This is a genomic window from Paenibacillus sp. sgz302190 (genome assembly GCF_059820445.1).
Genome location: NZ_JBZYAO010000003.1, coordinates 118,942 through 140,067 on the forward strand (window position 1 = coordinate 118,942; position 21,126 = coordinate 140,067).

At 51.7% G+C, this 21,126-nt stretch carries 18 protein-coding genes; 10 read left to right on the forward strand and 8 right to left on the reverse strand.

Translation table 11 applies throughout. The features are described 5' to 3' along the window. Window positions 1-18: 18 nt before the first annotated feature. A complete protein-coding gene (locus AC6RNO_RS05685) occupies window positions 19-897 on the forward strand; it encodes a TIM barrel protein (RefSeq protein WP_497104899.1) in 879 nt (292 codons plus the stop codon). 66 nt (window positions 898-963) lie between these two features. On the opposite strand, the gene AC6RNO_RS05690 is transcribed toward AC6RNO_RS05685, so the two are convergent. Next, window positions 964-3,039 (reverse strand): prolyl oligopeptidase family serine peptidase, encoded by a 2,076-nt coding sequence (locus AC6RNO_RS05690; RefSeq protein WP_497104900.1) that lies wholly within the window; start codon window positions 3,037-3,039, stop codon window positions 964-966. Continuing rightward, window positions 3,036-3,392: a cupin domain-containing protein gene (locus tag AC6RNO_RS05695; protein ID WP_474679201.1), complete on the reverse strand. Its 357-nt coding sequence runs from the start codon at window positions 3,390-3,392 to the stop codon at window positions 3,036-3,038. The genes AC6RNO_RS05690 and AC6RNO_RS05695 overlap by 4 nt, the downstream gene beginning before the upstream one ends. Window positions 3,393-3,846: 454 nt before the next feature. On the opposite strand from AC6RNO_RS05695, the gene AC6RNO_RS05700 reads away from it, so the two are divergent. Together AC6RNO_RS05700 and AC6RNO_RS05705 are read left to right on the forward strand one after the other, a co-directional pair. Beyond that, on the forward strand, window positions 3,847-6,183 hold the full coding sequence (locus AC6RNO_RS05700) for a tetratricopeptide repeat protein (RefSeq protein ID WP_497104901.1): 2,337 nt from the start codon (window positions 3,847-3,849) through the stop codon (window positions 6,181-6,183). Window positions 6,184-6,194: 11 nt separating this feature from the next. Further along, a complete protein-coding gene (locus tag AC6RNO_RS05705; RefSeq protein WP_497104902.1) occupies window positions 6,195-7,469 on the forward strand; it encodes an MFS transporter in 1,275 nt (424 codons plus the stop codon). A gap of 56 nt (window positions 7,470-7,525) precedes the next feature. On the opposite strand, the gene AC6RNO_RS05710 is transcribed toward AC6RNO_RS05705, so the two are convergent. After that, the gene (locus AC6RNO_RS05710; RefSeq protein WP_497104903.1) at window positions 7,526-8,773 is read right to left on the reverse strand and encodes an MFS transporter; all 1,248 of its coding nucleotides are present in this window, start codon (window positions 8,771-8,773) and stop codon (window positions 7,526-7,528) included. A 268-nt stretch (window positions 8,774-9,041) separates the two neighbouring features. Between AC6RNO_RS05710 and AC6RNO_RS05715 the strand changes: the two genes are divergently transcribed. Continuing rightward, the gene (locus tag AC6RNO_RS05715) at window positions 9,042-10,715 is read left to right on the forward strand and encodes a cellulase family glycosylhydrolase (protein ID WP_474679197.1); all 1,674 of its coding nucleotides are present in this window, start codon (window positions 9,042-9,044) and stop codon (window positions 10,713-10,715) included. A gap of 136 nt (window positions 10,716-10,851) precedes the next feature. On the opposite strand, the gene AC6RNO_RS05720 is transcribed toward AC6RNO_RS05715, so the two are convergent. From AC6RNO_RS05720 to AC6RNO_RS05730, 3 genes are all read right to left on the reverse strand, one after another. After that, a complete protein-coding gene (locus AC6RNO_RS05720; protein ID WP_497105016.1) occupies window positions 10,852-11,718 on the reverse strand; it encodes an NmrA family NAD(P)-binding protein in 867 nt (288 codons plus the stop codon). Window positions 11,719-11,720: 2 nt separating this feature from the next. After that, entirely contained in the window at window positions 11,721-12,224 is a 504-nt protein-coding gene (locus AC6RNO_RS05725; RefSeq protein WP_497104904.1) for a hypothetical protein, read from the reverse strand. A gap of 90 nt (window positions 12,225-12,314) precedes the next feature. Continuing rightward, window positions 12,315-12,881, reverse strand: coding sequence for a MarR family transcriptional regulator (locus AC6RNO_RS05730; protein WP_497104905.1), 567 nt, complete (start codon window positions 12,879-12,881; stop codon window positions 12,315-12,317). 159 nt (window positions 12,882-13,040) lie between these two features. Here AC6RNO_RS05730 and AC6RNO_RS05735 point away from each other — a divergent pair, with 159 nt between their 5' ends. From AC6RNO_RS05735 to AC6RNO_RS05750, 4 genes are all read left to right on the forward strand, one after another. Next, a complete protein-coding gene (locus AC6RNO_RS05735) occupies window positions 13,041-14,492 on the forward strand; it encodes a spore germination protein (RefSeq protein ID WP_497104906.1) in 1,452 nt (483 codons plus the stop codon). Window positions 14,493-14,507: 15 nt separating this feature from the next. Continuing rightward, entirely contained in the window at window positions 14,508-15,674 is a 1,167-nt protein-coding gene (locus tag AC6RNO_RS05740) for a Ger(x)C family spore germination protein (protein WP_497104907.1), read from the forward strand. A gap of 6 nt (window positions 15,675-15,680) precedes the next feature. Continuing rightward, window positions 15,681-16,793 carry an endospore germination permease gene (locus AC6RNO_RS05745; protein ID WP_497104908.1) on the forward strand — a complete coding sequence of 371 codons (1,113 nt, stop codon included), beginning with the start codon at window positions 15,681-15,683 and terminating at the stop codon, window positions 16,791-16,793. Window positions 16,794-17,123: 330 nt separating this feature from the next. Continuing rightward, window positions 17,124-18,485, forward strand: coding sequence for a DJ-1/PfpI family protein (locus tag AC6RNO_RS05750; protein ID WP_474679191.1), 1,362 nt, complete (start codon window positions 17,124-17,126; stop codon window positions 18,483-18,485). Here the strand turns inward: AC6RNO_RS05750 and AC6RNO_RS05755 are convergent. Beyond that, window positions 18,437-18,859 carry a hypothetical protein gene (locus tag AC6RNO_RS05755; protein ID WP_488437309.1) on the reverse strand — a complete coding sequence of 141 codons (423 nt, stop codon included), beginning with the start codon at window positions 18,857-18,859 and terminating at the stop codon, window positions 18,437-18,439. The genes AC6RNO_RS05750 and AC6RNO_RS05755 overlap by 49 nt on opposite strands. A 221-nt stretch (window positions 18,860-19,080) precedes the next feature. Further along, window positions 19,081-19,275, reverse strand: a complete 195-nt coding sequence (locus AC6RNO_RS05760) for a tautomerase family protein (RefSeq protein WP_474679190.1) — start codon at window positions 19,273-19,275, stop codon at window positions 19,081-19,083. Between the two features lie 495 nt (window positions 19,276-19,770). Between AC6RNO_RS05760 and AC6RNO_RS05765 the strand changes: the two genes are divergently transcribed. Further along, a complete protein-coding gene (locus AC6RNO_RS05765) occupies window positions 19,771-20,391 on the forward strand; it encodes a DNA-3-methyladenine glycosylase family protein (protein ID WP_497104909.1) in 621 nt (206 codons plus the stop codon). 33 nt (window positions 20,392-20,424) lie between these two features. Next, on the forward strand, window positions 20,425-21,108 hold the full coding sequence (locus AC6RNO_RS05770; protein ID WP_497104910.1) for a DNA alkylation repair protein: 684 nt from the start codon (window positions 20,425-20,427) through the stop codon (window positions 21,106-21,108). Window positions 21,109-21,126 lie beyond the last annotated feature (18 nt).

Consider the following 21,126-nt stretch of genomic DNA (forward strand, 5'->3'; position numbering starts at 1 on the left):
AGGAAGGGGAAATGAGAAATGGCGGCAGCGAATCGCAACAAAATCGGCGTCATTGTGGACAGCTTTCGCGTTGGAGTAAAGGAAGGATTGATCAAGGCGCAAAAAATCGGGGCGGACGGCGTTCAAATATACGCTGTGCACGGCGAAATGGATCCGGCGAACCTTTCCGCCGCGGCGCGTAAAGAATGGAGATCGTATATCGCATCGCTCGGGCTGGAGATTTCCGCCTTGGTCGGCGACCTTGGAGGGCATGGCTTTCAGGATGAAGCCGCCAACCCGCACAAAATCGAGAAGTCGAAGCGAATTCTCGATCTGGCGGCAGATCTGGGGACGAACGTGGTGACGACGCATATCGGCATTGTGCCGGACGACCCGAACGACCGGGTCTACGAGGCGATGCACCGCGCTTGCGAGGAATTGAGCCGGTACGCGACCGGGATGAACGCTTACTTCGCGATCGAAACGGGACCTGAACCGGCTGCATGCCTGAAGCAGTTTCTCGACGGGCTTGGCTCGAAGGGCGTCTCGGTCAATTTCGATCCGGCCAATATGGTCATGGTGACCGGCGACGATCCTGTGCAAGGCGTCTATACGCTCAAGGATTACATCGTTCATACGCATGCCAAGGACGGCATTCGCCTGCGCGAAGTCGATCCCCGCGAAATTTACGGCGCGCTCGGTTATGAGCCGCTTGATCACCAGGCAATCGCCGACATGGCCGAATCGGGAGAAGCGTTTCGAGAAGTGCCGCTCGGCGAAGGAGCCGTGGATTGGACCGGCTATTTGAACGCCCTGCGGGAGATCGGGTATAAGGGCTACCTGACGATCGAGCGGGAAGTCGGCGCAGATCCCGAAGCGGACATCGCTAAGGCCGTTAACTTTTTGAAATCATTTTAAACGGGTCGGCATGCCAGATATCTCCTGATTTTTGCTGTATACGGAAAGTCAGGGGTCTCATCATCGTCAAATCCGGATTGCCTGGTCCACATCCCCCGAGGTGTATGAGATCCAGGCTTTTTCATCGTTCTTCAAATGCTTGTCAAACCAGGCGAGAAGCAGGCGTCGAAGCATCCATTTAGCCCGGGGCCGGCCCCGGATGCCGTGATCCTCCTCGTGAAAAATAATCAAGGAAGCCTCTTTGCCGAGCGCCTTCAAGGCGGTAAACATTTGCTCCGACTCCGTTAAGGGAACAACAGCGTCAAACTCCCCGTGAACGAGCAGCAGCGGCGCGGCGATCCGATCCGCTTGAAAAAGCGGGGAGGATTCGACGTAAAGCGCCGGATTTGTCCACGGAAATGACCGGGGCAAAGCGCTGAGCCCATATTGGTATCCGTAATGGCTGGAGCCCCAATAACTAGCCAAGCTGCCGATCCCTGAAATCGAGCATGCAGCTTTGAAGAGCTTGGAATGCGCAATGCACCGCATCGTTAAAAAGCCGCCGTAGCTGCCCCCATAGAGAGCGACACTAGCAGGGTCTAATTGCGGATGCCGCTGGAGCACAATGCCGATGCTCTCCAGCGTCTCCGGGACGGTGATCGTCCCCCAGTCATTCAGGTGCCGGTCCGCCCGGGTTCGGCCGAATCCTGCGCTCCCGGACGAGTTGATGGCCAGCACGGCATAGCCCTGATTCGCAAGCAGTTGATGCGTGTCTTCATAGGCCATGCAAAGGGGGGCGGCGCCGCCGTACACGTAAACGATTAGCGGCACGGAAGCGGGCGGCGCGCCGTTCCCCTGACGCGGCGTGTACAGCCATGCCCCGCTCGCCGGAATGCCCTCTATCTCAACAGGGGGACACCATGTCAACTCAGATGGAAACATGAAGGGCAGCATTTCCATGAAAATACGCATCCTGGGGCTGTCCGCGGAAAACATGGCGGGAACGAAGGGGACTCCGTCCTCCGAGTGGATGCACAGGCATGTGCCGTTCGAGGAGAAGCTGTGGCAGCGGGAAGAGCCTCTGCCGAGGACGTCCCACAACAGCGTTGTCTCATCGCGAATATGCTGCCGGGCCAGCGCCGTTTTATTGCCGCAGGTGGCAATATAGCAGATTTCCTCTTCGCCCGTCCAATGGATCTCTTGTGTAACCACGCCCATCCCTACGGGGATGCCGGCGCATAGCGGGGCCTCTGCCCCAAGCTGATAAAGGAGAAGATCGTGCTGATCGAGTATATGGATTCGGGTATCGTAGGCGTTTACCCCGAAACCCGTCGGATCGGAGTTCTCATGAACGTAATCCTGAAGAGCAAACGGAGAAGTCTCAAGTTCTTTCGTCCGGGCGCCGACATAAGCAAGATACCGCCCGGAAGGCGAAGGGACGGGAGTGCCCATGAAGCTGTGAGGCAGCGGAATACAGATTCGTCGTTCCTTTGATTCCAAGTCCAATCGGTGCAGTTGAAGCTGAGTATGGACCCGGTTCACGCAAATTTCTTCTGCAAAATAAAGCGTATCTCTTCGGGGAGAGAGTGCGAGGTGACTGATCTCGTAACAGGGCCCGGCAAGCTTCTCCAAATGGCAGGCATCCGATTCGTTCGAATGCAGGGGCACGTGCAGGAGAACTCTCCGCTTGCGCCACCAGGACCATCGTTGGGGGATGCTTGCGATATGCCAATAATCGCTGAACTCCTCTTCGGACTCGGGACAGGGCTCGTCGCATACGACGTAAAATCCTTTTCCGTCCTTGTCCCAAACTAACCAAGCCGCGCCGTTCAGCTTATGGGTCAAGGTTTGGACAGTACCGTCCCGCAGCGTCATAACGGAGATTCTATCGTGGTCGCCTTCATTCGATGCGCCGAGGAAAGCAAGGAAGCTTCCGTCTGGGGAAAAGCGCGGGCATCGAAAGCCGGCCGATTCTATCGACCACAGACGGTTCAATGAATCTTTCCGGCACGCGCATACATGCAGCCCGGAAATAAACTGATCAGTTCCAAGATCCCCGCGGCTGCTGATCAAGGCGGCATGTTTGCCGTCCGGAGAAAGCATCGCTTCCTTGAATTCGGTGATTTCCGCCAATCTCCGCAGCTCTGCAACCCCGATTTTCATTCGTTCAACTCCTCATGAAATAAAGTCCCGGAGTCGGTATGTTCAAAACACAAGTTGACTGTGCGCACCAGCGAACGGGTGCGGTGAATAGTTCCGGCAGGAATCGTAACGAAATCATTCGGCTGCAGGATAATCGGGTCCTGCCCCGAAATCTCGATAATAAGTTCGCCTTCAACGACGAGAAACAATTCGTCCGAGTCCGGATGAGAATGCCAAGGATAGTCGCCTGTGAACACGGCAAGCCGCAGACAGCTTTCATTGATATGCCCCACAATAAAATTTCGGTAATTCTCGGAAATTGCCTGATGCAGAGCAGTCAGATTCTGCTTTTGAAGTCTGGTCTCCAAGCTCATAACCTACCTCCCAATAGTAATAGGCATTAATGATTTCTGATAAATGTAATGAAATATAACGCGAAATACACTTAATATTGTAAAATATTCCTGTTTATGATGCAATGAAATTATATGAGCAAAGTAATTGCATATGAATCTTAATTTTAATGTGAGAAATTTTAACAAAATAGCGTCAGGTATATTGTAAAAAAGCCCCAAGCGTGATATGCTTGTTTCAGATGGGCATTGTAGTATATTATGTAATTTTTATACTATTGATTTAACGTGTCCATACATTTACTTGGAAGCGAGGTGTGGAAAATGATTAAAAAAACTTCCAAGAAATCCAGCACAATTCGGACAACAACGCCTTACATCGCGAACTAATTGCAGTGAAAAGAGAGACCTAAAGCTTGACTTTAGGTCTCTTCTTTTCATTGACGCTAATCCATTTTCAGGGAGGTATGTTATAATGATCCATACAGCTATGAGAGTCAGGCTTGAAATATTTCCGCAATTGGACCAGGCCTGGAGCCGGCTGCTTGAAGGAAACCGTCTCTTTATTTCCGTTTATGGAGAATCCGGCATCGGCAAAAGAGATACGGTACAGGCTTGGGCAAATAAGAAACTAGCGGATGAGTCCGTCCTTTTATCGAACGGAGGTCGATTAACGCACGGATATTTTGCCGCATTATATCCGCTTCTCCGGACGGTATTGCGTGACGCGTCGGAAACGAAACCGGAACTCATTCATCGTCATGAGCAATCTTTGAAGCGGTTGTTTCCTTTTCTGCCTTCCGACTATTTCAAGTATCCGAAGGATTTGACGAACCTGGCTCCCCAAGAGGAGCGCACCCGCTTTTATCATCATGAATATCAAGAGAAGCTGCTTCACGGTGTGTATGAATTTCTACTCGATTACTGTCAGACTCTGAACCGCCGGTTTATGCTTATTGTCGATCAGGGTCATGACGTTTCACAGACCGTAAAATCTTTTTTGCGCATTCTGATGCGCCGCCGCAAGCTCGCCGCTTCCCTGCGGGTTATCCTGCTGTGCGACCGCCCTTTGGATCAGGATATTGAGGAAGCCTGCGCCATGACAGAGATAAATCGGATGAGCCGCGGGGAATTCGAGGCGTTTCTTTCATCCGTCCCTCAGACAATCAAGGTGTCTCCCAGACAAGCCGATCAACTCTACGCGTTGTCGGGCGGTAATCCTTCCAAGCTGCATTCCTTGCTGGACGGAGCCGCGGTCGGCCTGGAGGCAAATCCGTATCTCTCATTCGACACCTACCTGGATTTTTATTTGAATCTGAAGGGGGAGAAGTTTCGTTTCGCTTTATTGCAGACCTATATCGAAGACCACTGCGTCTCGGACGACCCCGCGGCGGTTCGGAACTACGAGACGTTCCATCCGCAAATCCGCGCCAAATACCACAGAGAACAAATCATGAAGCTGAACGCTGCGGGCGGCGGCGAATCGCTTTTACATCCGGTTCATTGCCTGGCGCTGGAGACGCAGACCGAACAATTGGAGGCGCTCGCCCCGGTCTCGATCAAATTGCAGGAAATCGGCCTGTACGATACCTGGTTCGAAATGTTTTCGCCCTATTACACTTCTTCTCACTTGCGAATTCTACCGGACGGCGAACAACCGCACAACGCGGTGTTTATCCGCATGTCGTTCATTTTGTATTCGCTCGGCTTGGCGCGGCTCTCGATTCCATACTTGGAATTTTTCTACCAGCAATTTCCGGAAAGCCACTCCGTCCCTATGATTTTGTATTCTCAGAGCATGACCTACGGACGCTATCAAATTCCCGTCGATTTGCCCAGAGCTGAACATTACGCGCTGCTTAATTTAGAGAAAATCGACAGTCTGTTTCACAATCATCCCAAGTACGATTACATAAAGGTTTTTGCGGAAAATGCGCTCGCCTACATCCGTGCCCGGCAGGGCCGTCTGGAAGAAGCGATTGAGCTATGCACGCGAGGTCTCGAAAGAATGGAGCAAATTTACGGCAATGAACGTTACGCGCTGCATCAGTCGATCCTCGTTTACAATACGGGACAGGTATACGAGATCATCGGCGATTTCCCGAAAGCTTACGAGACTTACAAGCAAGCGATCGCGCTCGATCCAAATTACGGCGAATATTATAACGATATGGCTAACCTGCTGAAAAAATACGATCGCGACGAAGAAGCGCTCTCCTACTACAACCAGGCGATAGCTTTATGCCCTCCCTATTACGAGGCGCATATCAACCGGGCCGATTTGTATGACAAATTGGGAGAAAGCGAGCTGGCGGAAGCGGATTACCTTCGCGCTCTGGAACTCAAATCGGACGCTGTTCCCGCATATGTAGGGCTCGGCGTGATCTACTACAACGCGGCCCGGTACGAAGAAGCGCTGGAGATGCTGAACATGGCCGTCTATTATCAGCCTAAAGAGGCTCAAGCGTATAACAACCGTTCTCTGGTATATCAGGAATTGGATCAGTTGGATAATGCCCGACAGGATCTTGACATGGCCATCTCCTGCAATCCGAAGCTGAGCGAAGCTTACAATAATCGGGCTGTCTTTTATTTTCAAAACGGCCTGTACGAGGAGTGCCTGAACGATTTGCGCCAAGCGATCGATCTTCAGCCTGATCCGGAATATTACATCAATCTCGGCCTGCTGTATCGCCGGTTAGGGCGGACAGATGAGGCGCTGCGCCAATTGCAAGCGGCCAAACAAAGCTTCGGAGCATCGGAGCAGCTGGACACATTGCTGACAGAATTGGAAGATGAAGTTGCTTCCTGAGGAGGATACACATGGAAAGCTCACAGCCTGCTGCGCCGGATTCCCATCTTCGGCTCCGATCGCTATGGCCGCTGTTCATCGCTTATGCCGTCAGCCAGCTAGGCAATTGGATGTTCCGGGCAGGGGCGGTATATGACATATTCGATAAACAAGGCGGGGCGGGGACACTGCTCGGATGGACGATCTTATGCGTATACTTGCCCATATTGGCGGGCGGGAAATGGCTGGCGCCTTTAGCGGATAAATATAACAGCCTCTTTATCCTGATTCTGCTGGACCTGTTATGTTTGTTTCTATTGATTCCGATTATGATTTGGTCGGACATGAGCCGTCTATCGAATGTTATTCTGGCGTTGATTGTCATCGTCGGATTGAGCTTGGCGACTCCGCTTTTTACATCGGCCCAGTCCAGCATCATCAGGAAAAACGTCGCACCTGAACAGGTAGCCTCGGCTATGTCGTTGCTATCCAATATCAGTTGGGCGACCAATGTACTTGGAGCCATGTGCGGTTCCTTGCTTTTGCTTGTTTTTAGCTTCAGGAGCATTATCATAATCGATTTGGCTACCTTTGCCATTTCGGTTTTGATCCTGTTTGTCTTTATGAGGCGAACGGCATTCTTATCCGCGGCTCCGCAGGCCAGGCAAATTTCCGCATTTGCGCCGGATGCGTCCAAGGTAAAGTGGGTGCTCCTGCTATCCATATTTTTTCTTAATTTGGGAGCCGGTGTGATCAACATGTTTCCGGCAGTTGCGGCTCGAGACATTTACCATACCGATCAAATCGGGCTCAGTTATTTTTATTTGGGCAACGGAATAGGCGGATTTCTCGGTACTTTGCTGATTCCCGGATTGCGCAAAAGCGCAGCCGACGTTCCGTTGATGGCTGTGTCCAGCCTGCTGGTCGGCATATTTTTGCTGGCGATGGGATGGTTTCCCGGCGCGTTGTTTTCCGTTGCGGCCAGTTCCCTGATGCTGCTGTGCGGACAAGTGTTTGGAGTCGTCGCACATTCTTATTTGCTGACTTCGCATGCCCCGGAGCAAGCGGGACGGACTTCCGGGCTCTTTATGTTTGCGACGTTTCTGGGAGTAGCTGTGAATGCCGGTTTGTTTTCGCTCCTGTTCGCGGAAGTGAAGGGCAGCGTCTTTTCCGCTTTTTTGCAATTTTGCGGCGTATGCAGCCTGATCGCGTTTGCGATGCTGGCCGCGCATGAGTACCGCAAAGGGCACAAGCTGAAATATGCCCGGGATTCGCGGACGGAATCGTCAGGCAAAGGAATACGATAAAGCTTGCCAAGGGCTGTTCCTTAAGCGGTTGCTGCTGCTTTTGGAATAGCCTTTGCTTATAGTTCCGCAGAATGCTTTTCCGAAGACGTTATGTTCCTGTCTTGTTCTCGCTCGCCTATGGGCTTCGCGGCTTGGGACAATAATCCTGCGACGGTTACGCCGACAAGCACGACGATCAACGCCTGCAGCAATCCGACGGATTTGCCGATCACGCCCAAAAGAGGCGGTCCTACGAGGAAAGCAAGATAACCGGCCGTCGAGACCGCCCCTACTCTGGCAGCAACCCCGCGGGGATCGTCGCCTGCGGCAGACAGGCCCACAGGAAATCCGAATGCGGCGCCGAATCCCCACAATACGACGCCAATCGAAGCGATCATATAAGTCGGACTGAATATGACAATGAGCAAACCGGCAACGGCAGACACCGCGGAAGCCCTTAATATGGCGACTCTGCCGAACTTGTCCAGCAGTATGCCGCCTGCTGCGCGGCTGATCGTCATCGCGGCTACAAATAGGCCGTATACGAACGATCCCGTTGCCGGCGTAACCTGATAGCCGTCCACCATGATCAAAGGCAGCCAATCGTTTGCGGATCCTTCGGCAAAAGCCATTCCCAAAACAATAATGCCGATCAGAATTGTCCGCGGCTCTTTCCATACGGCCAAGCGATCCATCGCGGTCATCGGCGGTTTGTCCGCATCGCCCGTGCGATCCTGGCCCGTTCCGGAAGGAACGAATCGATATATATAAATAATTGACAGCAATACGATGATCGCCGCAAGCACCAAATGAACAAGCACCGGGATATTGGCCCTGGCCGCAGCCGATCCGGCGATTGCGCCGATCAGGTTGCCTACGCTGAAAGCTGCATGAAAGCCCGTCAAAAGCGTCTTTTTGGCGGCACGCTCCACCGCCGTTCCTTCTACATTCATGGCTACGTCACAGATGCCGTTCCCAAAACCAAAAACAGCCAGCCCGATGAACACAACGATCCCATACGGCAGCCACGAAGCGCCTGCTCCTACGATTAGGAGCCCTATTGTTGTAACGATTAATCCGGCCACCATGACAAAACGCCCGCCCCTGCTTGCAATGAGGTGACTGGCGCAGAGCAGCCCGATAATGGAACCTACGGCCAATCCGAAAATAATCCAACCCATCTCATCCGTTGCGGCGCCCAATGTATCCCGTATAGCGGGTGTGCGCGATACCCAGGATGCAATTGCAAAGCCGGGCAGAGCAAAAATAAAATAAATCGCAATACGCCATAATTGAATTTGCCGGACACTAAGCAGCTTTTCCATGTGAAACTCCTTTGTACGATTAGTCGTGCCATCAAACTTATTAAAGATCTTTAATAATTACGAACATAACACACAAAACACTGGAAATCAATTAAAATAATCAATTTTTAAATGAGAAAATAGTTAATTATTGGGGTATTTTTACAAAACAAGTACTGGTAAAATTTTTTGTAAGCGCTATCATAATAGTGGCGTTGAACTTGACCGGCGAAGGAGGGATGGTTCGGAAAGCGGCTGTTCACATTTTATAAGCAAAGGAGAGTATGTCATGTACACAAAAAAATCATTTTTATCAGCGATGATGGCCTTTTTCTTGTTGTTTGGTCTCTTTTCATTCACCGCTTCGGCCAGTGCCGCACCAACGAACATTCAGACCTATGTCAGTGCAATGCAGCCAGGGTGGAATTTAGGCAATTCGTTCGACGCGACAGGCGCTGACGAAACGTCTTGGGGCAACCCGGTCGTAACCAAAGCGTTTATTCAAAAGATTGCTGCCCAAGGCTTCAAAAGCATCCGGATTCCGGTAACCTGGAAGCAGCACACAGGTCCGGCTCCGACTTATACGGTCGATCCGGCGTGGATAAGCCGGGTTCAGCAAATTGTCGACTGGTCGCTGGAATCGGGTTTGTACGTCATGATCAACATGCACCACGACTCGTGGCAATGGGTCAATACGATGGGGGCGAATCATGACCAAGTGCTGGCCGAATATAAGGCTATTTGGACTCAAATCGCCAACAATTTTAAAAATCATTCCAATAAACTGATGTTCGAGAGCATCAACGAACCGAAGTTCGATGTGGATACGTCGACGCAAATTACGCTGCTCAATGAGCTGAATACGGCCTTCTTCCAAGTTGTCAGAGGTACCGGTGGCGGGAATGCCGTTCGTCCGCTTGTTCTTCCTACGTTGTCGACAAATGCCGGACAGCAGTATTTGGATGCTCTGCACAGCACGATCGTCAATCTGAACGACCCCAATTTAATTACCACCATCCATTATTACGGGTTTTGGCCGTTCAGCGTGAACATTGCGGGCTATACGAAATTTGATTCCACTTCGATCAACGATATCCAGACATCGATTGACGCCGCCTATAATACGTTTGTGGCAAAGGGGATTCCGGTTATCCTCGGGGAATACGGGTTGCTCGGCTTTGACAGCAGCCTGGATGCGGTCGAGCACGGCGAGATGCTGAAGTTTTTTGATTACCTGCTGCAATATGCGAGAACGAAGAACGTCACCCATATGCTCTGGGATAACGGCCAGCATTTTAAGCGCACCGCATACACGTGGAGCGATCCGGACCTATACAATGTAATCAAGCAAAGTTGGACGGGACGTTCGTCCGCCGCGGATACCGATCTGATTTTCTTGAAGAACGGTGCGACCGCCCAGGACGCTGCGCTCAATCTAAATTTGAACGGCAATAGCTTCGTCTCACTTAAGAACGGCAGCACTACATTAAAAGCCGGCAAAGACTACACGATAAACGGCAGCGTGTTGACCGTCAAAGCAAGCTATCTCTCCAAGTACGCTTCCGGCGCTTTCGGCGAGAAAGCGGTATTGTCGGCCCAATTTAATTCGGGCCCGGCCTGGAAAATCCATGTGCGCTACCATAGCGCGCCGACTCTGAGCGCCGTTTCGGGCACGACCGGCAGCTTTGCGATTCCGGCGTCCTTCAACGGCGACCTTCTTGCCACCATGGAGGCCGTATACGCCACCGGAGGCAACGCCGGTCCGCAAAACTGGACTTCGTATAAGCAGTTTGCTTACGCATTCGCCCCCAATTATACGAATAACAATATTACGCTTACGCCGAACTTCTTCGCTGAAACGAATGACGGAACGATAAAACTGACGCTTCACTTTTGGAGCGGACAAATCGTCCAATATACAATTACGAAGAGCGGTACGACGGTTACAGGCACTGCTTCATAAAAGCCTGTCCGCAACCGAGAGGCTTGGAAGCGGGCGCGCAGGAACTGCTGCCAATCTGTCTCTTGCGCGCAACAACAAAAACGGAGCCACGCGGATATGCGGGCTCCGTTTTTTTTATCGAATGCTCGTGATTCCGCTATTGAAATCGTTCTGCATGCTCACGCAGAAACTCATCCAAGGTGCGGGGGGCTTTGCCGAGCAAACGGGCTACCGTGTCCGTAGGCTTTTCCGGGATGGCTATGGACATCGTCTGAATTTCCACGACATGATCCGCAAGCCAAGGTGGCATGTGTCCGTACTGGATGAGATCGCGTCGCAGCGCTTCGGGATCCATATTGATATAACGGACGGTTCGTCCCAGCAGGACGGAAAGTTTAGCTGCAATCTGCGGGTAGCTGAAAAGCTCGGAACCTGTCAATGTGTACATCTGGCCGGCCAGCTCGGGGCGGATCAATGTTTGAACGGCAACTTCCGCGATATCCCGGCAATCGATAAAATTGCAGGAAGTATCGCCCATGGAGCCGTAAAATACGTGTTGAGCGGCGATGGATGGCGCATGGCGCAGCAAGTTTTGCATAAACGCATATGGGCGCAAGGCGGTACAAGCGATGCCGGATTTAAACAGGAAGTGTTCGGCTTCTTGATGCCATTTGGCGACTGTCACCGGAGATTTAGGATCGAAGGCCGGACTGGATATTTTGACGATATGTTCAATTCCGGCTTGAACGGCGGCGCGGATGACCGCTGTTTCCAGCTCAACCTGCTTTGGACTGTTGGACATGGCGAGGAAAAGTTGGTTGGCTCCGGCAAATGCGCGGCGCAGTGATTCGGGATCGGAAGCGTCGGCAGATGCGATTTCAAGCGTTGTTCGGTTTATTGTGCCATGCCGGGCAAGCAATTTTTCAGGCTCTCTGCTCAGTGCGCGGGCGGGCATGCCCAAGTCCGCCAACCGTTTTAAAACCTCGCTGCCAATTGTTCCTGTTGCTCCAATAATAACAATCATCATCAATCTTCTCCTTGGAATGAATTTCTTTTGTTCAAAATGAGACGCCATCGCCATGTTACGATCGTGCTTGCGATCGCCCCGGACAAAGCGAAATCGCCCCACACCCGGCCGAACCAGGCCAATTGATCGAACGGCAGCGTCATTGCCAGTAACTCGGTTGTTACCCACGCGAGGATAAGGCCCAGCGCGACCCCGATTCCTGTGAAAAATCCCGTCACCACCAAAGGATTTGCGCCGCCAACCCATTGGTTGCGGATCCCCCGGATCTGCAGCCAGAGACCAATCATGCAGGCGATCAAGGCTGATGCTCCACCGATTGTAGTCATCGCCGCGATGAGAAGATCCCGGTCGCCGATAACCATGCCACCAATGCCTGCCATGATGGCAGGGGAAGCATAAGAAGTAATAACTTCACGCCACAGCACAAACGGCATCGAACCGGAACCCACTGTCTTGGTCACGCAAGCGAGCTGTGTTTTGTCCGCAATGATCCTTTTGCTCATCCATGTCCCTCCAATAGTTAGCAGCATCTATCCCATATAATTAGGAGCCTAACTATATGAGGGATAAAACGGGCCGGTTTTTCCAGCCCGTCACACCCGTTTCTTGCTTGTTTCTTTTCCTTCGCTTGATATGTCCGCCAACGCTGAGATACCTTGCGTCACTCGGTCAAGCAGTTCGAGAAAGACGCTTCGTTCCTCAATGCTGAGCAAGCCGACCATGGCTTCCAGCCATGCAAAATGCTCCGGAGCCATATCACGCAGCTTTTTCGCACCTTGTTCCGTTAACACGACCGATCTCTGACGTCCGTCCTCTGAACTGCTCCGGCGGGAGACCAGACCATCCCGGTCAAGAATGTCGATAAGACCGGTGACAGTAGCCCGCGTCACGCCCAGATGCTCCGCCAATTGCGAGGGCAGCTCTTCGCCCCCGTTATCTTCCAGGTCGGCTAATAAACGATACCGCCCGGTCGATAAACCGAATCTGGAGAAATGAATTTCCGACGCGTGTCCAAGCTTGGCTCCGGCGGCCATCAGCCTGGCCGCGACGAGCACGGCTTGCGCGTCAACGTCAAGGTTGTAGCGCTCAATCTGGCGTTTGGATTGCAGAAGCGAAGGAATGGCGTCGTTGATTGAGGGAAATTTATTTTCGTTGTCCATGGGTATAGTATGGTACCTAACTAATTTGATGTCAACATTTTTTTGTTGTTCCGGTAGGAAGAGCGGAAGAACGCTGGCCCATTTTAAATTTTTTGTCGTATATTGGCATGGCTTTCGAGAATAATAGGAAGAATACGGATTATCGGGGAGGGACCCCAGGTGCAGCAGGATATGTACGACAGGCAGCTTCAAGAGAAAATCGAATTTTTCCGCAAAGAAATGGGCTACAGCTCCGATCTATCCGTACGGGAATGCATAATCGGGAGCAATGAAGTCTCTGCCGCCGTGATTTGGATAAGCGGAATGACGGACTCGCAATTGCTGAACGAAAACGTGATGGCCCCACTGCTCCACCAGACGCAGGAGGCCGGCGTGTTCGAGACTGCGGAAGAGCTTTACGAATGGCTCAATAGCTCTATTATTTCGGCAGTCGTGTCGTACACTGCATCGCTGGGTGAGGCAGTTTCGCTGCTGCTCTCAGGGCAGACGATCGTGATTGCCGACGGTTTCTCGGGCGCTGTTGCAGTAGGAACGCAAGGGTACGAAACAAGAAGCATCGAAGAGCCGGCATCCACGGTCGTTGTGCGCGGCCCGCGGGATGGGTTTGTGGAATCGCTTGAAGTGAACATTTCGCTCATTCGCAGGCGCATCAGGAACAAGAAGCTGCGCGTCGAGTCATTGATGATCGGAACGGCCACGCATACCTCGATTGCCATGGTTTTTTTGCAGGATCGGGCGCCGGATACGATGGTTGGCGAAGTGCGCGAGCGATTGAGACAGATCGACATCGATGCCGTGCTGGAGTCGCAATATATTGAAGAAATGATCAGAGATAGTCCGGTCTCGTTTTTTCCGACCGTCTTCAGCACAGAACGCCCGGATGACGTGGCAGGGGGGATTCTCGACGGCCGGGTGGCGATCATCGTAGACGGCACTCCGTTTGTGCTGCTTGTGCCCTGTACTTTTTTCCATTTGATGAAATTTTCAGAGGATTATTACCAATCCTATGCAGTGTCGACCTTCATACGCTGGCTTCGCTTTATCGGATTTTTCATTACCTTGCTGTTTCCGTCGGTTTATGTCGGGGTGCTTATGTTTCATCCCGAAATAGTTCCACCGCAGCTATTGAGCAGCATCCTGTCTTCGCGCGAAGGCGTGCCGTTTCCCCTGTTGGTCGAAGCGCTGCTGATGGAATTAACCTTCGAGGGATTGCGTGAGGCGGGTGTTCGCATGCCACGCGCCATCGGCAGCGCAATCAGCATTGTCGGGGCGCTCGTGATCGGCGATTCGGCGGTAAAAGCGGGAATCATATCTTCACCGACCATCATTGTCGTCGCGGGAACCGCCATTGCGTCCTTTACTATTCCGTCGACCGAACTGTCCGGGGCCGTTCGATTGCTGCGTTTTTTTATGCTAATTTGCGCTTCGCTGCTTGGGTTGTACGGCGTTTTTATCGGCTTGCTCTTGCTTGGCATCCATTTGACAACTATGCGTTCTTTCGGGATGTCGTATTTGGCGCCGCTTGCGCCTTATTCGCGGGATGAGGCTGTGAAAGCCGTAACAAGGGTTCCACGATGGGCATTTTGGTCAAAATGGAGAGGACATCGATGATTGGCGGGATCGCAAGTGAAAAAACGGACGACGTTCGCAGACTTTATAAAAATAGCCGCACTTGTCTGTCTGCCGCTGCTTGTCAGCGGCTGCTGGAGCCAGAACAATTTCGATCAGATCACTGTTGTTTCCGCGATCGGCTTGGATGCGGCTCCGAACGACCAGGTTGAAGTCACCGTCCAATTGGTCAACCCTAAGCTGCCTGTGGCGGCGGGGGGAACCGAGCAGCGGCGGCCGTTTGCCATGTATTCGGCTGTCGGGGATACGATTTACGAGGCGCTGGATCAAATTCGCAAAGAAGCGAAAAAAAACGTGTTTATGGCCCAGACGAGAATCGTGCTGATCGGCGAGAAGCTGGCCAGACGGGGGATCGAGGATTATATGGATTTGTTTTGGCGCGACAGCCATCAAAATATGAGCAGTTGGGTGCTGATCTCCAAACAAACCGCCCGTCATACGCTGCAAACATCGAAGGAATTGGAGGACGTTCCGGCTGACGAGTGGGGCAGATATTTCAAACGGCGGAATCGGGCATCTTCTTCGGCGATGGAGATGTACAGATTCCTGCCCCGTCTGGAGCAAGTGGGCTACCAGGCGACATCGGCAGGTATATCGGTGGCGCCGGACCCTGACGGACAGTCGACGATGATGATCGGCAAAACGGCTGTATTCAAGGGAGACAAGCTTGCAGGGTGGCTGATGGATGACGAATCGCTGATCGTTTCCTGGCTGCAAAGCAAGATAAGGGACGGCATGTTCGAAATCAAGCTGCCCGACGGGGAGGCCAAAATCGTCGCTTTCGATCTAAACCGGATTCGGGTTCAGGTTACTCCAGTTCTCTCCGCCGACAAGCTGGCGATGCGCATTCGTGTTAAAGCCGATGCCGATCTCAAAATGTCGGAGAAAAAAATAAATTTGGCGGATATCCGGACCTACGCGATGCTTGAGACGGAACTATCGGAACAAATGAAGCGGTCCTTCGAGCAAACCATAAGCAAAGTAAATCGAGCTTTTAACAGCGATATCATCGGGTTCGGCGAAGCGCTTCATCGGAAATATCCGCGGCAGTGGAACAAGATGCAGAACGACTGGAACACGCAGCTTGCCAATCTGGATGTGCAGGTAAGCGTATCGGTCAGCATTATCAAGTCCGGCATGAAAAAAGATGTGCTAAGGAAGTGAATCTGTGTGCAACGAATCCAATTGTCGGGCGGCCAGTTTTTCTTTATCATCTTTGTTTCGATTACTTCGCTCACCTATTTTTCTCTCCCCACACAGCTTATTGCGCTTGCGAAACAAGATGTATGGCTATCGATGGTCATAGGAACGTTAATTGATATTTATGTTGCCTACATTCTTTTTTGGTTGGGACGGAGATACCCCGATCAATCGCTTATCCAGTACAGCGGCACTATACTTGGAAGGATTGGGTGGCTGATCGGTTTCATTTTTGTCCTGTTCTTTTTCGTAGTGATCGCATCGGCCATGTGGTTATTTTGTAAATTTTTGTCATCCTCCTTTATGTCGGATACGCCGGGAATCATCTTCTCGGCGACGATGACGCTGGCCGCGGGACTGGCTGCTTATTGCGGCTTGGAATCGATCGCAAGAATGGCGCAAATTATCGCGATCCTCATTTTGCTCGTTACGGTCGCTCTGTTCCTGCTCTCTATTCCCGAGATGGATCTGCATAATTTGCTGCCCCAATTCGAAAATGGACTCGGACCGGCTGTGAAGGGGGCCGTTTACCCGGGGAGCTGGTTTGGCATATGTATAATGATGGGCCTATTAATGCCGCATCTCGCGACCCCGGAGCAGACATTTCGCATGAAAGCTTCTGCGGTTATTCTCGGTTCGTTCATTATGACGCTTATGCTGCTGTATTCCATAGCGGTACTTGGGTCTTACATGGCAACCCATGTGGATTTTCCGACTTACGTGTATACCCGGGTGATCCATTTGGCTTTTTTGGAGCGTTTTGATATTTTGTTGATGCTGATATATATTTCCGGAACCTTTATTACGTTTTCGACGCTGTATTACGTTTTGTCGGAAGGGGCCGCTCAATTGTTCGGAACTCGAACGCACCGCAGCTGGGTGCTTGGTTTTGCCATTTTTTTTGTGGCTAGCCCGCTGATTCCTTTTAGCAGCAATTCCTCGTTTTCTTTTCTGTACTTTAACAATTGGTTTCCGGTATGCAGTTTGGCGATTGAGGGAGGATTAACGACGATTCTTTTCGTTACCGCCTGGGTAAAAAGCAAATATAGAACAAGAAAGGAAGCAACTTCTGATGAACATTAAGGAAATATGTTTAGGCACGAAGCAGCTCGAAGCGATCTCGGAATGACAGTCCATGCTTCGCCGGCGCTGCGAGAATAGCCCGATCGAGTCATATTCAGAAAAGGGCCGGTCAGTTATGATAATAAAAGAAGCATTTGGCCGCAGTAGATGCAGTCATTATTCATTTGGCATGCACAAAAGTAACTCCGTCGGATAGAATGCTAGACCTTAGTCCGGGAAAAATACAGTCTTCGGGTCAGTTTATTAATTGGTCTTCTCCCTATACACTTGAATTAAGGAGGTAAATAGTAATTAATAAGCAACTAGAAAAAACCAAGGGAGAGAAAGTAATTGAAAAAAGTATGGCGTTTCATCGTGTATGTGTGTGTTTTTGTTTTGGTTGTGGGAGGAATGGGGGCGATCGGTTCCATGAGCACGATGCAGGAGGCGATGTCGGTTTACGATAAGCCGGTTCCTGCTTCTTTACAAAGCATCCAGGCTCCAGCCTATGATTCGAAAAAGCCGACCGTAGCCGTTATTTTGGCGAATGAAGTGACCGAGGTGTTCGATTTTCTCGTTCCATACGAAATGTTCTCCATGACGGACTCGTACAATGTGTTTGCGGCGGCTCCCGACAAAAACATCAAATCGTTGACCGGCGGTGTTGATGTTGTACCGCATTACACTTTCGACGAGTTGGACAAACTGACGGGCAAAGGTCCGGATGTGATCGTGATCCCATTCATGCCGATTATGGATGAGGCGAAATACAAGCCTGTCCGCGATTGGATCAGGAAGCACTCAGGCAAGGAAACGACCTTGCTATCGATCTGCAACGGGGCGGAAAATTTGGCGGATACCGGCCTGCTGAACGGGAAGTCTGCGGCAACGCATTGGGGAGAAATCGCCAGATTGGAAAAAACATATCCCGAGGTGACTTGGAAAAGGGATCAGCGTTACGTGCCTGACGGCAACATAGTCTCTTCGGCAGGTCTGACTTCGGGAACCGATGCCACGCTGTACGTCATATCCAAGCAAATGGGAGAGCCGGCGGCGGCAAAAGTGGCGAAGGCAATGAATTATCCTTCCTACGATTTTGTTCAGCATCCGCAAATGGAGCCTTTCACGGTCGGATTGAGCGATATCGTCTATGTTATGAACAACGCGTTTCAGTGGAGCAAGAAAAAGAACGGGGTTCTGCTGTATGACGGTGCCGACGAGCTGGCGTTGTCCTCGGCTTTTGACACGTATGGGGCTTCCGGCACGACGACGACATTGACGATATCAAGCAAACGCGAGCCGGTAGTAACCCGGCACGGTCTGAATCTGGTCGCCCGCTATCAAATAGCGGATGCTCCGAAGCTCGACAAAATGATTTTTGTCGGGGCTGACGTTAAGACGCGCGCTGCGGACGATATCCGAAGCTGGAACGAGCACGGCGGCAAAGCCGAGCAGCTTTATCTGCACAGCGATGCGCCGCAGCGGTTCGCGATGGAGCCTGCGTTTGAAGACTTGGCGAAGCAGGAAGATGTCCGGACGGCGAAATTCGCCGCCAAGCGGCTTGAGTACCGCGCCACAAGCCACCTTAAGCTTGAGGGAGCGCCATTTTCGTACGAAGCGTTCGGCATACCGATCGGTGTCGGCTTGTTGTCTCTGATCGTCGTTTATTTGGCGGACAGACGATTCGTAAGGAAAAAGGCCGTTCCCGCATAAAACGGGAAGCCAAAGAAGCATCGCAGACAGAGGGTCTGGATGCTTCTTTTTCGTTGTTCCGGGAGGAGCAGCCGGGAAGGGGCCGGGGAGGCGCTGCGGCCTGCAAAGCGGCTTGGCAGCGTGAAAGCCTCCCACGCGCCAGAGCCGCTGATCGCACCGCGCAGCCCCCGGCGCGCGAGTTTCGCAGCCTGCCGGCGGTCGGTCGACTGCGTGCAGAAAACCTGCAAAAGTGCAGTTTTTGCTCGCTGGATGCGCTGCTCACGGGAAATTCCTGCAATTGTGCAGGCTTTTCGCCGTGAACCTGCGCTCAGCGCCATTTTCACCGAAAATTCCTGCACAATCGCAGGCTTTTCGCCAAAACGAGCTGCTTTCATGGAAAAAGCCTGCACTTTCGCAGGTTTTTCTCCCTGTCAAGCGGTCTTGCCCTCCCTTCAGCACCCCAACAGTAGAGGGGCGGGTTGGGGAAGAGCGGCTGTGCCCCCTCTGGTTTCTGATTTTCGCAAGTTTTCTACGTGCATTTGCCGGCGACTGGCATCTGAGAACGAGCAGCCGTTAACCGATGCTTCCGGCTCCTCTCCGAGAGTTGCACAGCAAGTTACCGCTTTTTGAAATCATCGGTAAGCACGCCGGCAAAGCCCCAGTTTTCATCCTCAATTTCTTGAATGACGATATGCGTATGTTCAGGTTTTTTGCCGAGCACGCGGACGAGCGTATCGGTAAATTCTTTCACAATCTGCGCTTTCTGGTCGCGGGTGGCGCCTTTTGTAATTTGCAGGTTGATATAAGGCAATGTGATTCATCTCCCTATCTATTTTTTTGCTTTGAAGAGTATTCCATCCTGAACGGTTGGATTACTAGCCATTTTAGGCCAAAGAGATCCGATTGTAAACATCGTCCAAGCGTAGCGGCTCTTGCTCCTTGTTCTGCTCGTGCCGAGCAGTGGGTGAAACCGGCGTAATCCGCCTTCGGAAAAGCCGAAGACGATGATCGTGGAAATTTTCGGCTTCGTCGGCGAATACGCGTCCCGGTGGGATATGGTGTTCGCCGGAACGGCCATTTCGATCGTCCCCGTGCTTGTTGCGCCGCCGGGGCGACAAAGGGCTGACCGTTCCCCGGACCGCAGCAGGCAGAACCTCCGTGTTTCATCGTTTCGCGCGATGAGCCGGAGGTTTTGTGCGCTGCGCTTCATTTTGCTATCTTGCGATTATATTCGATTTTTCTTACTTTTCGAGTCTGTTCAAGTATACTATTGTTAATGCATTGAATATGTAGTGGAGGAAAACGCTTGCAAACCGTTCGAACAAAGTTTTTTGACTATGGCCAGGAAGAGATCGATTATCTGAAAAGCGTGGACGAGACGCTCGGGGCCGCGATGGCACGGATGGGAAAGGTGGAGCGCGTTATCATTCCCGATCTGTTTGCGGCGCTCATTCATGCCATTGTCGGCCAGCTGATTTCGGCCAAGTCCGCGCAAACGATTTGGGAGCGCATGCAGGTTCAGTTCGGGGACATTTCTCCGTCCAATTTGGCCAGGCAGTCTGCCGACGATATTCAAAAATGCGGGATGACGATGAAAAAGGCGGTTTGCATCCGGCATATCGCGGAAATGGTCGACCAAGGCTTGTTGTTTCAACTGGATGAGCTGTACGATTTGTCCGATGCGGAAGTCATCGAAAAGCTGACGACGATTCAAGGAATCGGCAAGTGGACGGCGGAAATGATGCTGATCAATTCCATGGAGCGCCCGGATGTCGTCAGTTGGGGCGATATCGCCATACGCCGCGGGATGATGAAATTGTACGGCCTCAGCACGATTACGAAAAAGCAGTTTGACCAATACTGCCGCACATATTCACCGCTGGGCTCGGTCGCGTCCATTTATTTGTGGGCTATTTCATTTGAGTAATGCGGCAAACATCAAGCGTAAGGAGCAGTATAGGTGGAAAAAACGTTGAAAGCGCAATTGCTGGAGCTGGCGGACGAGGGCTATCAAAAATTTTCCGCAGCGCTGATCCCGAATATCAACAATGTGTTGGGCGTACGGCTGCCGGAGCTGCGCAAGCTGGCCAAGTCGATCGCCAAGGGCGATTGGCGCGCTTATCTTGCACATGCCGAAAGCGAATATTTTGAAGAAGTCATGCTGCAGGGCATGGTCATCGGATATGCACAAGCAGACGTGCCGGAAATACTGCGCCATATCGCCGATTTTGTGCCCAAAATCGATAATTGGTCGGTATGCGACAGCTTTTGCACAGGATTAAAATTTACCAAAGCGAATATGGAGCCGGTGTGGAACTTTTTGCAGCCCTACCTGTCGTCCGACCAAGAGTATGAAATACGTTTCGGCGTAGTCATGCTGCTTGATTTTTACGTGGAAGCAAACTACGTGGATCGGGTATTGCACATATTGGACGGCATCAGGCATGAAGGATACTACGTCAAAATGGCGGTTGCCTGGGCGGTATCAATTTGCTATGTGAAGTTCCCCGAGCCAACCATGGCGTATTTGGCGAACAATTCGCTGGACGATTTCACCTTCAACAAATCGCTGCAAAAAATTACCGAATCCTTCCGGGTGGACCAGGATACAAAAGCATGGATCCGCAGCATGAGGCGGAAATAATGGGTGGCATTACTATTG

Bases quoted from the DNA above. Each gene is read 5' to 3' on its own strand.
- AC6RNO_RS05685 (WP_497104899.1), top strand. From the start codon at position 19: ATGGCGGCAGCGAATCGCAACAAAATCGGCGTCATTGTGGACAGCTTT.
- AC6RNO_RS05690 (WP_497104900.1), bottom strand. From the start codon at position 3,039: ATGAAAATCGGGGTTGCAGAGCTGCGGAGATTGGCGGAAATCACCGAA.
- AC6RNO_RS05695 (WP_474679201.1), bottom strand. From the start codon at position 3,392: ATGAGCTTGGAGACCAGACTTCAAAAGCAGAATCTGACTGCTCTGCAT.
- AC6RNO_RS05700 (WP_497104901.1), top strand. From the start codon at position 3,847: ATGATCCATACAGCTATGAGAGTCAGGCTTGAAATATTTCCGCAATTG.
- AC6RNO_RS05705 (WP_497104902.1), top strand. From the start codon at position 6,195: ATGGAAAGCTCACAGCCTGCTGCGCCGGATTCCCATCTTCGGCTCCGA.
- AC6RNO_RS05710 (WP_497104903.1), bottom strand. From the start codon at position 8,773: ATGGAAAAGCTGCTTAGTGTCCGGCAAATTCAATTATGGCGTATTGCG.
- AC6RNO_RS05715 (WP_474679197.1), top strand. From the start codon at position 9,042: ATGTACACAAAAAAATCATTTTTATCAGCGATGATGGCCTTTTTCTTG.
- AC6RNO_RS05720 (WP_497105016.1), bottom strand. From the start codon at position 11,718: ATGATTGTTATTATTGGAGCAACAGGAACAATTGGCAGCGAGGTTTTA.
- AC6RNO_RS05725 (WP_497104904.1), bottom strand. From the start codon at position 12,224: ATGAGCAAAAGGATCATTGCGGACAAAACACAGCTCGCTTGCGTGACC.
- AC6RNO_RS05730 (WP_497104905.1), bottom strand. From the start codon at position 12,881: ATGGACAACGAAAATAAATTTCCCTCAATCAACGACGCCATTCCTTCG.
- AC6RNO_RS05755 (WP_488437309.1), bottom strand. From the start codon at position 18,859: ATGAAAGCAGCTCGTTTTGGCGAAAAGCCTGCGATTGTGCAGGAATTT.